Below are 12678 nucleotides of genomic sequence, written 5' to 3'. Positions count from 1 at the left end.
GGAGCATGGTATCCGAAAACATCCAATCTAAAGTAATTGCTTTTCTCCGTAAGGAGTATTTCGATCCGGATATTTTAAGGGCTTTATTGGTTACTGCTGGTTTAGTTGTTCCTCTGATAGTTTCACATTTCTTAGGTGTGCCTGCCTACGGCAGTTTTGCTGCTATAACAGCTCAATTGTTATTGGCAGCTAAAATTCAAACCACTTATTCCAAGAAAGCTTTTATTCTGGTTATTAGCCTCATTTTTATTAGTGTAGCTCCTTTAATAGGTACTCTGGTTAGTGGTTATATCTGGTGGGCAGTTATTACAATGTCCATTATTGCCGGAATATCGTCACTTGCAAAAGAAATAGGTGCCCATGGTCAAACACTAGGATTATGTGCCGTTATTTTATTCCTCTTATCTTTAAATGGACCACATCAATTAGATACCGGATTATACCGCATGGCAGCTACTTGGTTTGGTGGTTTGTGGGCTTCTTTTATAATTCTGTTCTTCTGGCCTTTTCGTCCTAATTTGCCTTACTATACCAACTTAGCTCTGCCTTGGGAGTTAAGCGGTAATCTAGCTGAATGGCTTACTGCTTCCCCTCTCGCCACAGATTTAGAAGAAAAAATTAAGAAGAAAGAAGTTATTTTAAGAAATGCTATTAATAATGTATTACCCTATCTCCGGAAAAAAGACCGTAATTTTTTTTACATCCGGCGCGACTTACTTAAAGTAGTACGGGCTTCATCCCGATTTGGAGCTACCCTTTTGGCTATGTATCCTAATCTTGAAAATGTGCGACGACAAACTACATCGGGGTTCTGGTTAACAGATTTGCAATTATGCTTTTCGAGTGCCTCCCTTGCAGCTAAAGCGGTTGCTAATGTTTTAGTTATTGGTCGCGATAAAGACCTAAAACATTTAGAAAATAAAATTTTCCAAGTTCAGCAAGCAACAAATCAATTTCAACAACACCTTGATACTACTAAAATTGATTTACCTGTTATCTTAGACTTACACCGAATCTTTATTTTATTTCAATCTGCTATCCATTATTTACAAGATGCTCACTTCCTGCTTAGCAGGATAGCCGAGAAGAAAAAGCAATCAATAGAGCACCATGTTATACCCCAGCACCAACCTTTAAGTAAGTTATTGGCAATCCGCAGTTTTTTTAATTTTAAGACAGTTCCGTTTAAACATACTTTACGGCTTATGCTGCTCACGGCAGTTTCCATTGCATTGTTTTATAGCTTTGATATTCCCCGTGGGTATTGGATAGCCCTTACTGTAATGGTGGTATTGCAACCAGATTATGGAACGACCCAACAAAAGGCATTACAACGGGTTACGGGTACTACTATTGGTGCAGTTCTTAGTACTTTATTATTAATCCAACCACTGCCTCCAGGCATTTACATCTTACTTATTTCTTTATTCTGCTTTTTGTTTATTTATTTACAACAACGTAATTACACCTTAGCAGTTGTTTTCGTTACCATCATGCTGGTGGCTATGTTCGAAATATCTGGTGCTATTGATTGGCATTACGCTGCTTATCGGTTATTTGCCACTAGTCTAGGAGGAATTCTGGCTATTTTGGGTGCCTTCCTTTTATGGCCTGATTGGGAGCGGTCGCAGGTACGTAGCATAATAGCGAAAGGACTTTTGGCGAATCGCGATTTACTGTTGCAATTGCAACATGAATTTGTAGCTCAAACGGGATTTCATGCCCGCATCATTGCCGACCGCAGAAAAGCAGAAGTTTCTAACTTATCTATTGCTGATTCGATTGTTCGCTTGCAACTTGAACCTGGTACCAAAAAGCAGAAGCTTCAAATAGTCCAGAGCATTAGTTTTGAAAATGGCCGTTTAACCCGAGAATTGACTTCTTTAGCGGCCCTTTTACCTGGCATTGGCAGCGAGGAAACTTTTCCAAAAGCAATCCCAATTTTAGAGATATATGCAAATCAACTAACAATTTTAGCCGAGCATATAAAATCGGAACGGCCTGTTGTTAGTGACCTATCAAACGACTTACTCTTTCCTGAAATTAAAACTATTATGCAACCACAATTACATGGCTCGGCTATTCCTATCAATCAATTGCATATAGATACAGAAGCTCTCAAAGAAGAGCTTATTCATGAACAAATAAACAAGATTGCAGCAACTATTTACCAATTGAATAAATCTATTCAGGATTTAAATTCTTTAAAAAACACATAAAAAAAAGGAGACATTTTGTGCCTCCTTTTTTATTTTTAAATATTTCTACTAATTAATAGCTCCACAAGCTTGATTCCCATTCAATTAATTCTTCAACCGCTTTCTGCGAAGCCAATAAGCCTTTTTGTGAACCTTCGTTAATAGTAGCTAAATCATCATCATTCGCATTAGAAACTTTTTTAATATAAGAACTAAACAAACGTAGATCAAAAGCATCAGCTAAGTTCTTGTGCTGTGCGTCATTTTGCTCATTGTACCAAATAGCGTCATTGGGGTGTGCCCTAAAAACCTTAACTAAATCACTGTACTTGAAAGAAGCTATTCTTTCTTCTACACCTTTAGCTGAGTATTTTACTGGTATCACTAGGGTTATAGCTTGGATATCATAATACATCCGGGAACGTTTTTTGTCGAAAACGATGTTTTCTTTCATTTCCAATTGGTAAAGTTCTTTTGGAAAGAACTCATTCAAATTTGCAACTGGAGCAGCGGCAGCGGCTTTAGTTGCACCTTTCTTACCTTTATTGTTTAATTTAGCAAAAACATCTTCTTCTGCCGCAGGAGCATTGCCGAAAATCTTTTTTTCTTCTTCAGACATCGCATCTCCTGCTTCATCAGGTTTGGTTAGTTTAACACTAAAATCATTGCCTGATAAAGGAGTGCTCATGGAATCATTTTTATAAGCGACCAATTCTCCTCTTTTCACGGCATCAATAATCACCTTAGTGATTTCTTTGTTTACCGAAAACATAGGTTTATTTTGCTTTTCTCTAAGATCTAAACCGCGCCAAACTACCTTTTTGTACATGAGATCAGTTTCTGGTATTGGCCTAGCTGAAGCAATATTACTAGTAACCGTTGTAGACGGCTCTACTCCTGCTCCACCATTAGTCGCTCCACCTATTGCTGATTGTTGTGTACCTTGTGCAGCAGGCGTGTTTTTAGCTGGTGTACCAGTAGCCTTAGGTAAACCGGGCTGTTGCGTTTGCTTAGGAGCAGGAATACCAGTTGCTTTCTTTTGCTGAGCAAAAGCATTTACCGATAAACTAACTCCAAAAACCAATATCAAAAACTTATTCATATTTAATCAGATTAATTTAATGCTATAACGAATGATTTACTACCAACCGGCACATCCTCGAACTGATCTTTGTAATTAGCACGCTTCAAATCTTTTACTGTTACAATCAGTCGGTCACCAGGTCTAGCCTGAGCTGCCATCGAAGTGATGTTGGCAGTTTTACTACTAAACGATTGTTCTTGAACAATATTTTTTCCGCGAGCTAAAGTTACTTCAAATTCTGTTACCCGGAAGCGAGCATCCTGTGGCAACATGTTTTTAAAACTTTCTTCAGCAATTGCCTCTACCGATATCTGTCTCGGACCAGGAGCCGGTAAACCTCTTTTCTCATCTACCGGACGACCATTTGCTAAGCAAACAATATCTGGGCGAGGAACTGGGCGTACTTGGAAAGTTTGATTACCAATTGCTGCTCCACCACTGCTTACATTTAATGTTACTTGGCGAGCAGTCGGTAAAACCATTACCTCACCTTTTTTCGTTCCTTTAGAAACCTGTGCTCCAGAAGCGGAGAATGCAGGATCATATAAGGCACCTAATGCCGGTACTTGAACATCTAATTTATTACCGCAGTTCAAATACAAGGCTTGTACCGAAGCAGATTGAATAGACATTACAGGCTTCGCTACAACATATTCTCCAGAAACTTGGAATGTAGTGTCCCGGCCATTCTGAGTCATTTTAATCTGACCTTTCCAAGACTTCTTCGCATTACCATCTTTATCGTAAGCACCAGCAGAAGCAACAAACTCTACTTTACCACGACCATTCTCTACTTTAACTGGTCGGCCTTCAAAGAACATACGGGGAGCGATAGCACTAGAAGTAGCAGCGATAAACATTTCGGCAGAATATTTTGTACCAGCTGCTACTGTATTTGAGGCAGCACTATAGTTACCAAATATTTTATCGAATTTAATAATATCTGCTCCTACTTTACCGGCTAAAGTTTGTAAGATATCAGCTTCGTATTTTAAAATTTCCGTTTCTTTCTGAGCTAACACTGCTAAAGCTGCTGTTAATGGAGTAGCTTCAAAGTTAAGCTCTGCAAAGTCTTTGCTCCGTTGAATCCGATCTTTTTTTGCAACTGGATCATCTTTTGCATCAACTGCTAGTTGCGGAATGCTAGGGTTATATACCCGCATAGCATTCGCATACTTGTTTAAGCGGTCTTTTAACTCGTACGCTTTACCTTTACCCTTATTAGCTCCAATCATATAAGTAGCTACGGCATCTTCTGCACTAGGATCTTTATAAGTTTCTCCTTCCATACCACCAGCTCTTCTAATCAATTCGGTACGTAAGCCTTCTACATAATTAATAACTTCAGTAGTTTGGGCCCGTACTTCAGAAGCTTGGTCTAGTACTTTTTTATCATTGGGACGGTTACCGCCTTTCGCTACGGTAGTTTCAATTGATTTCCGGACTCCATCATTGTCTGCTTTGGTTTTGTTATTAACCGTCATCAAACTGTCGTCTAGAAATTTAAATTTTAAGATGATCGCAGAACTTACCTGTAACGCTAGCAGCGCTGTAAGTACCAAGTACATCATTCCAATAAGTTTCTGCCTTGGGGATTCTTTTGCTCCAGCCATTTTTTATAAAATGCTTTTTAATTAATTGTTTTTGTTAGTTTGCTTTAGATTAAGAGCGCATTGCATTTAGCATATTACCATACACATTATTCAAAGAGTGTAGGTTTTTAGTTAAAGTGCCCACTTCATTTTTAAACTGCTCAGTATCTTTTGAAGCATCCGTTAGATTCTGCATGGCTACAGTTAAGTTACCATAGAACCGGTTCATAGACTTTAAATGATTGTTTGCGTCTTGTAGTTCCATTTCGTAAACAGCATTTAATGCGCCTAAGTTCTTTGTAATATTTTGTACCTGCTCATGGTATTCGCGGGTATTAGAAGTAGCACTCGTCATTTGCTTGATAGCATCAACAGTAGTTGCATACGCTTCGTTGATCTTTTCCAAAGATCCGGCGGCAGTTCTTACTTTTGTGGTATACTCTTTTGTAGCAATAGTAGCATCACCTAAATCGGCCATTTGCGAAGTAGTTTCGCTTAAGCGATTTAATCCCTGACCTAAAGTACTAATGCTAGCTGGTGTTACATTGGCATCACGTAACATCTTATCTAAATCACCGGTAATGGATGGACCACTTGGAGTGATTTGCGCTTTAGGACCAGTATAGTCATCCGCTAATTGCGGATATACGCGAGCCCAATCTACTTCATGACTCTGTGGCTGAAAGGCACTCAGAAAAAATATAATGGCCTCGGTTAATAGACCTACGGTAAGCATGGCCCCAGCACCTTCCCAGTGCTGAATTTTAAAAAGAGCTCCTACAATTACAATTGCAGCACCGATACCGTACACTTTTGGCATTACTACATCGAATAGGAAATTGCCACCTTTTGCTTTACTCATTTTGTTTTTTGATTTGTTTTTTTGTGGATGAAGGATTAACTGTTTTGTAAAAAATTAGTTTGATGTAATTAAGCTTTGTTGTATTTATTTTTATTGTTAAAGAGAATTCTTAGTAAAATACTATCTTGAGCGTTGGCGATCACCTAACATGATCATAGAATTGCGGAACCCAATGTAAGAGCGAGCTGAATCTTCAAATTCAAAGTTCCGAGTACCTGTTTCCAAAAAATATGCCACATCTTTCCAGGAACCGCCTCTTACTACCTTTCTTGGTTCGTTATCATTATTATAAACTGGATTCAAATCCCAAACTACCGGTACTGCCGCATCGTAATAAGCATCGGCACACCACTCCGATACATTACCTGCCATATCATATAATCCAAAATCGTTCGGAAAGTATTGACCTACCGGTCCAGTATAAGAATAACCATCGCTGTAGTAATCACCCCGTCCAGGTTTGAAATTAGCTAACATACAACCTTTAGCATTACGCAAGTAAGGACCACCCCAAGGATAAGTAACCATATCACGGCCACCCCGGGCAGCATATTCCCACTCTGCTTCAGAGGGCAACCGGAAATCTGGCATAGCAGCTTGACCATCTTCCACCAGAAAAGCATTTTTACGTTTAGTACGCCAGTCTGAAAAATATCTTGCCGCATTCCAATCTACACCTACTACAGGATAATTATCAAATGCCGGGTGCGTATAATAATATTGCATCATGGGATCACCCATAGAATAGGTAAAATCTCGCATCCAAACTGTTGTATCCGGATATAAGCGTGTCATCACATATTCTTCACCGAGTATATCTAACGAATCTTCCCGGATAGCATTCATAAACTCCCGGTATTCATTATTGGTAATTTCGGTTTCATCCATATAAAAGCCCCTAATAGTAACTTGCTTATTCAAGTTAGACATAGTGGCTGCTATATCCTGATCAGTCTGTCCCATGTGGAAAGTTCCGCCAGGGCAAGGTACCATCCCGTAAGGAACTTCTTGCGGGTTAAATTCTGGCCGGTCTTGTGCACCTATCACGTCTCCTTCAGGTCCACCACGCATACCGCAGCCGCCTAAAACTATTACTGATACAGCAATAAAAGACAATTTTAGAAATTTATTCATAACTAAGATAAACAAAGAAGAAATATCAAATATAACTATTACAATTTTAGTACTTGGCAAAGGTAACAAAGAGAAATATTAAAAACAATAGCTTTTATTTAGTATTTCTCCAACTTTTCTACGTTTTAAAGAAGTTATTATAAGCAAACCTAAAATTCACACATCTTACTGATAACCACTAATTTAATTATTAAGTTTATTAAACCAGAAATAATTGTATATATCCTAGAAGCTATACCGGGGAGTCCTGATAATTGGTTTTATAATATTTGCAGGTCTTGAAATGGAATAAGAAAGTATTAGTTCGTGCGACGTTAAAGCTTTAGCTTCTGGATTAAAAGTAGTTAAATCAAACGCATATCCTAACTGCAAAGCATTATTCCTGGTTAAATACATTCCGGCCATTGCTGTAACTGCTTCTTGGTGGCGATAACCAACCCCTGCATAGTACTTTTCATTTAAAACTGCCCTTCCTCCTGCTTCAACTGATAGCTTATTTAAATCATATTTAACAATAGCCGTAGGCACTATTGTTACCGTTGGTGAAACCGCCAAGTAATATCCGGCTGTTAAAAAAGCATGATTGCGAGCTGTAAACAAACCAAATCCACTGGTTCTAGTCTGAGCACTATCTTCAAACCTATATTTTGATTGCAGCAAATTATTTATTCCCCCGCCAATATACAATTTAGACGATTGATACCAAAGCCCTGCGCCAATATCATATTTACTATCTGAACTGTTCTCCGGAACACTAGGATCACCTGGTTCGTTCGGTCGATACTCACCTTTTTTTATATTTGTTAAATTTCCTTGAACGCCTACTCCCAATTTACCTGTACCAATTTTGAAATGAGCAGAGTAAGCCAAGGATGCACTAGTAGATTCTGTAACACCTAACCGATCATTAGTCGCATAAATTCCAATTCCACCGCCTAAAAACCGAACAGGTAAAGAAATAGAAATTAATCCAGTTTTAGGAGCTCCCCCGCTATCAAAACTGCCTTGGTAACCGACCCATTGATAGCGATATAACATATTTACCTCCGTTTTATCTGTAATACCAGCATAAGCAGGGCTTAAATACATCCCGTTAAAGCTATAATGACTAAATTGGGGCTGTTGCTGAGCAAAAGCGCTTACCTGAACAATTAAAAAAACAGTTAATACGTAGAAATATTTCCTCATAGTACGGTTTAAAGATAACTTTGGAATACTATAGGCATTTTACGACCTAGTATCTAGCCCAAAATAGATAAAAATATAATGCATTTGCAAACAACACAAAATCATAACGATTTTTTGTTCGCATCTTATATTTTCAACCGTACGTTTTTTTTAAGTAGAAGGTATTACTTTTTCCCGGCTTGTTTCTGAATGTATAATTCAATGGCTCCGGTCATGGAAGGAGCATTAGGCATAGGAGCAACAATGTCTAATTCCAGGTTAGCGTCTAAAACAGCTTGCGCGGTTGTGGGTCCAAAAGCAGCAATACGGGTATTATTCTGCTTAAAATCGGGGAAATTTACAAACAAAGAATGGATACCCGAAGGACTAAAGAAAGCAATACAGTCGTACTTTACCTCAGCTAAATCAGATAAGTCAGCTGCCACCGTTTTATAGATTACAGCTTCCGTAAAATTAAAATTATTAGCCCGCATGAATTCCGGAATGTCATCTTTGCGGATGTTGGAGCAAGGATATAGAAACTTCTCGTTTTTATGTTTTTTTATAACATCAAATAGATCGGTAGCAGTTTTTTCACCAGTAAATAACTTTCGCTTACGTAGCACAATGTATTTTTGCAAGTAATACGCAGTTTGCTCCGATATACAAAAATATTTCATCTCAGCAGGCATCTCAATCTTACTTTCCGCACAAATCCGAAAGAAATGGTCTACGGCATTACGACTAGTAAAGATAACTGCCGTATGCTCCAGAATGTTAACCTTATCTTTCCGGAATTCTTTATAAGGTACTGGCTCTACCTGAATAAACTCCCGAAAATCCACCTTAATACCATACTTTTGGGCGAGTGTTAAATAAGGAGAATTATCGTTAGTTGGTTTAGGCTGGGTAACTAAAATACTCTTGATTTTAACGGCGTGTTTATCAGTACCCGGCTTTTCTTTACTCTCGGCCATAAATTAGTTCTGTTGTTCCAATGTATTTCTAAGGTCGTCTGCGGAACTACCCTCGCTTATTCTATCCTTAATAAGTAAATACTATTAACTTAATAAGTATAACAAGGGGGATTACTTCCGTGGCGCAAATGTACGAAAACAAATGAAGATTACGAAGCGAGACTTTTTTATTTAGTGTATAAAATATTCTTAAAACTGTAAAAATCAGAATACTTGCCACAGCTATATTTGAAACTAACAATACCGTTTGTGGATTAGCTGTATTTAATACCAAATACAATAACATTATCATCGGGAAAAATAATCCCATGAATAAAGTAGTCCTTAAAAACTCCCGGTATTGAGTCATTACCAAGGGTTTTAAACCAAATATTACGCCCATCACTCTTAGAAAAACATACTTTACAAGAATGAATATGAAAATTAAAAAAGTATAAAAAATAATTTTGGACGTAATATCGGCTTCTGAAACCAAAAACAAACGGTTAAATATAAAGTTATTTTGCACATTGGTATGAATAGCCACAATAACCAAGGCAAAAGAAAGAGAAAAAGCCAATACAAACAAAATGCTGGACCAACTACTAATCGGCTTTGCCAAAAAACCTTCTTCCAAGGCTGAACTCCGTAAAAACGTATTCAACCGGAATATGCTGTAAAAATCGCTGGTATAGCTGGTACGAAGGCTTCCATATATTATACCAATTAACAGTAGAAACAAAATAAATACATTTTGATTGGGTAAATTTTTCGGCCGGATACTTAAACTGGCACTAACTGGTTTTATATCAACTTGAATATCGGCAGCTTCTTGGGGTGTTAATACAGCATTCCGGAATGTTTGATAGTTTAACTGCCCCAAAGGATGCCAGATACATAATAAATGCGGGCGAACAGCATCTGGTTTAGTTATTAACTTGGTTAGATCCACCTCGTAGCTCGCAACCGAATCGGCAGTAAAAACAAGTTGATTATCTATAAAAATACATAATCCTTGCCGGGCGGTAAAATTGATTCTAAAAGGTTGACCCGGGCGGATATATACCCATTGGTATAAGGCATTTACAGGACCATGATAATCGGGCAAATATAAGGTGAGCCGATTGTAATTAGGTTTAAACACCAGCCAGTCAACCGTTATCTGATTTTTATTTTTAAGGTTTATATTCCGGCCATCTTGCGCCTGCAACTTACCAGCAAATAATAATAGCCATACCATCAAACTGCCTACAACAGTTTGAAACAATTTAAGCCGATACTCGGGCCGGAGCTTTAGCTTTGTATACACCTAAAATAAAACTTAGCAGAATGGAAAATAGTACAAGTGAACCTAACAAGTACAAATTGCCCATCTCGTCGAACAAAACAACATAGCCAATAACCGCAATATTAATAAAAGCCAAAATAAGTACCGTATTTATCTGACGAAATCCCATCGCTAATAGCCGATGATGAATGTGGTTTTTGTCCGGCGAAAAAGGTGATATTCCTTTTGAAATTCGTATAATAAATACCCGGACAGTATCAAATAAGGGTACAAATAATATTCCTAAGGTTATAGTGGGCGATGAATTTACAACCCGCATTTCTATAAACTGAATGGCTAATACGGAAATAATAAACCCGCATAATAAAGAACCGGTATCGCCCATAAATATGGTGGCTTTATGAAAATTGTACCTTAAGAAACCTAAAATACCGCCGATTAAACAAACCGCTACAAAGGCGTAGTTGCTGTTGTACATAAAGAAGAACCACCCGAAAGTACTGGTAATTATCAGAACAATGGTGCCCGCTAAACCATCTAAACCATCAATTAAATTAATAGCGTTGGTAATTCCTACTATCATAATAAAAGTAAAAGCAAAGCTGGTACCTATTGGCAACGAGTGAATGCCAAAAATACCCTGAAAACTGGTAATGCGTATATCGGCCATTACCATTACAATGCCACTGGCCAGTAGTTGTACCGCAAACTTCTTGAAAGGAGAAATTGCTACCAGATCGTCTTTTAAACCGATAAAGAAAAGAATAATGCACCCCGCTAATAATTGCTGCACGCCGTTACTTAAATCGCCGAATATTGTTAGCGCCGACATAAACCCGGCAAAAACGGCCAAACCACCCAAACGAGGAGTTAACGACTCGTGCACTGTCCGGAGATTGGGCTGATCTAGTATATTTTTTAAATGGGCAACATATATAATAGAAGGCACTGCAAAAAGAGCAATTAAGAATGACCAGCTAAAAGAGAGTAATAATGAAATCATATAATTTATTTAAAAGTAATTCACTTACTTTTATATGTTCAAATCTTAAAATCTGCTATTAAAAATAAATTATTAGAAGAAAAAGTGCCAGTAATTAATGATTCGATTTTATTGTTAATTAAAAACAGGCGTTGTTATTTTAATAAGTTAGGTATGCAAGACTCCTTTAAGGCCAATCATGGAAATGTAAATTAAATTATCTTCCACAATAGATCCTGGTACGAACACAAACTTTTTATCATAGATTTTGCGGCCGATGTAATAACTTACCCAATATTCATTATAAAGTTGAAAAATAGCGGGATCAATGGGCTCAACTTTAACAAAGCTTTTGGGTTGCACTTGTTCAAACATGTGGCGCAGAATAGAAGTTCTTATTTTTTCGCCTTCCTGCTCGCCGTAGCCTTTTGAAGATACTAATACATTATCGAGATAAACATCGTTCTGGTTAATAAGATACACTCCCCACTCAGGAGCGCCAACTACTGCATCTGTTTCCAAGATAACAGCAATAGAAACCCCCTCTACCGGATCAAAATTAATATCTTGCTTCATGAGACAATATATGGCAAGTAGCTCCAAAAAGTTGTTCAAAATGGTACAAGAGTTTTTCTTCTACTTCTGCCAGCACTACCAGTCTTTTTAATTCTTGCTGCATAGAAGTAACCGCTTTATCAGGAATACCGCAAGGAATGATGTGATTAAAATAAGACAAATCGGTGTTTACATTTAACGCCAACCCGTGCATGGTTACCCACCGGCTACACTTAACACCCAGAGCACAAATTTTACGAGGGTTTTGCTGTTCTTCAAAATCAAGCCATACGCCAGTTAAACCAGCAATGCGGCCAGCCAGAATACCATAGTCCGCCAAAGTTAAAATTACTGCTTCCTCCAGCAAACGGAGATACTTATGAATATCCGTAAAGAAATTATCTAAATCCAGAATAGGATAGGCTACCAATTGGCCCGGACCATGATAAGTAATATCGCCACCCCGGTTAATTTTATAAAACTGCGCCTGGTGCTGCCGCAAACTTTGCTCGTTTAAAAGCAAATGGCTTTCCTGGCCGCTTTTACCTAATGTATAAACGTGCGGATGCTGACAAAAGAGCAAATAATTAGGAGTAATCTTTTGTTCCTGAAAGGCCAACTTACGATTATCCGTTTTAATCGCGATGGTTTCGGCGAATAACTGTTCCTGGTAATTCCAGGCTTCCTGGTAATCGATGGTACCTAAGGGAATAAAAGTAACTTCTTTATTTATCACAGGTTTCCACAAATGAGTGGATCAAATTATTTAAAATTAATTGTTATTTTTAACGCAAATACCGGAGAAATATTTTAACCTCTACGGCTATAGTACCTCATACAACAGGTTAGTACTACTTACA

Annotated in this window: 11 protein-coding genes; 1 reads left to right on the top strand and 10 read right to left on the bottom strand. The window is 37.9% G+C overall.

Features of this window, described 5'->3' with window-relative positions; translation table 11 throughout:
* Positions 1–5: 5 nt before the first annotated feature.
* Positions 6–2219, top strand: coding sequence for an FUSC family protein (locus tag AHMF7616_RS22490; RefSeq protein ID WP_147275761.1), 2214 nt, complete (start codon positions 6–8; stop codon positions 2217–2219).
* A gap of 52 nt (positions 2220–2271) precedes the next feature.
* Here the strand turns inward: AHMF7616_RS22490 and porN are convergent, their stop codons facing one another.
* The 10 genes from porN to lipB all read right to left on the bottom strand — a co-directional run bounded on the left by porN (position 2272) and on the right by lipB (position 12554).
* Positions 2272–3300 carry a type IX secretion system ring subunit PorN/GldN gene (porN, locus tag AHMF7616_RS22485; RefSeq protein WP_115374925.1) on the bottom strand — a complete coding sequence of 343 codons (1029 nt, stop codon included), beginning with the start codon at positions 3298–3300 and terminating at the stop codon, positions 2272–2274.
* Positions 3301–3311: 11 nt separating this feature from the next.
* Positions 3312–4895: a type IX secretion system motor protein PorM/GldM gene (gene porM / locus AHMF7616_RS22480; RefSeq protein ID WP_115374924.1), complete on the bottom strand. Its 1584-nt coding sequence runs from the start codon at positions 4893–4895 to the stop codon at positions 3312–3314.
* A 49-nt stretch (positions 4896–4944) separates the two neighbouring features.
* Positions 4945–5736, bottom strand: coding sequence for a type IX secretion system motor protein PorL/GldL (gene porL / locus AHMF7616_RS22475; RefSeq protein WP_115374923.1), 792 nt, complete (start codon positions 5734–5736; stop codon positions 4945–4947).
* A gap of 120 nt (positions 5737–5856) precedes the next feature.
* A complete protein-coding gene (gene porK, locus AHMF7616_RS22470) occupies positions 5857–6870 on the bottom strand; it encodes a T9SS ring complex lipoprotein PorK/GldK (protein WP_115375739.1) in 1014 nt (337 codons plus the stop codon).
* A gap of 225 nt (positions 6871–7095) precedes the next feature.
* Complete coding sequence (locus AHMF7616_RS22465; protein WP_115374922.1) at positions 7096–8058, bottom strand: PorP/SprF family type IX secretion system membrane protein; 963 nt, start codon at positions 8056–8058, stop codon at positions 7096–7098.
* Between the two features lie 164 nt (positions 8059–8222).
* Positions 8223–9014, bottom strand: a complete 792-nt coding sequence (locus AHMF7616_RS22460) for a uroporphyrinogen-III synthase (RefSeq protein WP_115374921.1) — start codon at positions 9012–9014, stop codon at positions 8223–8225.
* A 67-nt stretch (positions 9015–9081) separates the two neighbouring features.
* The gene (locus AHMF7616_RS22455; protein WP_233507708.1) at positions 9082–10260 is read right to left on the bottom strand and encodes a DUF4271 domain-containing protein; all 1179 of its coding nucleotides are present in this window, start codon (positions 10258–10260) and stop codon (positions 9082–9084) included.
* 1 nt (position 10261) lies between these two features.
* Positions 10262–11284 (bottom strand): MraY family glycosyltransferase, encoded by a 1023-nt coding sequence (locus AHMF7616_RS22450; RefSeq protein WP_115374920.1) that lies wholly within the window; start codon positions 11282–11284, stop codon positions 10262–10264.
* Positions 11285–11431: 147 nt separating this feature from the next.
* Positions 11432–11839, bottom strand: coding sequence for a hypothetical protein (locus AHMF7616_RS22445; RefSeq protein WP_115374919.1), 408 nt, complete (start codon positions 11837–11839; stop codon positions 11432–11434).
* Positions 11823–12554, bottom strand: coding sequence for a lipoyl(octanoyl) transferase LipB (lipB, locus tag AHMF7616_RS22440; protein WP_115374918.1), 732 nt, complete (start codon positions 12552–12554; stop codon positions 11823–11825). The genes AHMF7616_RS22445 and lipB overlap by 17 nt, the downstream gene beginning before the upstream one ends.
* Between the last annotated feature and the right edge of the window lie 124 nt (positions 12555–12678).

It is taken from the genome of Adhaeribacter pallidiroseus (genome assembly GCF_003340495.1).
Classification (GTDB): domain Bacteria; phylum Bacteroidota; class Bacteroidia; order Cytophagales; family Hymenobacteraceae; genus Adhaeribacter; species Adhaeribacter pallidiroseus.
Note: the sequence above shows the minus strand (reverse complement) of the source record. Positions and strands in the feature narration are given on the sequence as shown.

What these genes read in the sequence shown, in the direction of transcription:
- AHMF7616_RS22490 (WP_147275761.1), top strand. Translation starts at nt 6, where the DNA reads ATGGTATCCGAAAACATCCAATCTAAAGTAATTGCTTTTCTCCGTAAG.
- porN (WP_115374925.1), bottom strand. Translation starts at nt 3,300, where the DNA reads ATGAATAAGTTTTTGATATTGGTTTTTGGAGTTAGTTTATCGGTAAAT.
- porM (WP_115374924.1), bottom strand. Translation starts at nt 4,895, where the DNA reads ATGGCTGGAGCAAAAGAATCCCCAAGGCAGAAACTTATTGGAATGATG.
- porL (WP_115374923.1), bottom strand. Translation starts at nt 5,736, where the DNA reads ATGAGTAAAGCAAAAGGTGGCAATTTCCTATTCGATGTAGTAATGCCA.
- porK (WP_115375739.1), bottom strand. Translation starts at nt 6,870, where the DNA reads ATGAATAAATTTCTAAAATTGTCTTTTATTGCTGTATCAGTAATAGTT.
- AHMF7616_RS22465 (WP_115374922.1), bottom strand. Translation starts at nt 8,058, where the DNA reads ATGAGGAAATATTTCTACGTATTAACTGTTTTTTTAATTGTTCAGGTA.
- AHMF7616_RS22460 (WP_115374921.1), bottom strand. Translation starts at nt 9,014, where the DNA reads ATGGCCGAGAGTAAAGAAAAGCCGGGTACTGATAAACACGCCGTTAAA.
- AHMF7616_RS22450 (WP_115374920.1), bottom strand. Translation starts at nt 11,284, where the DNA reads ATGATTTCATTATTACTCTCTTTTAGCTGGTCATTCTTAATTGCTCTT.
- AHMF7616_RS22445 (WP_115374919.1), bottom strand. Translation starts at nt 11,839, where the DNA reads ATGAAGCAAGATATTAATTTTGATCCGGTAGAGGGGGTTTCTATTGCT.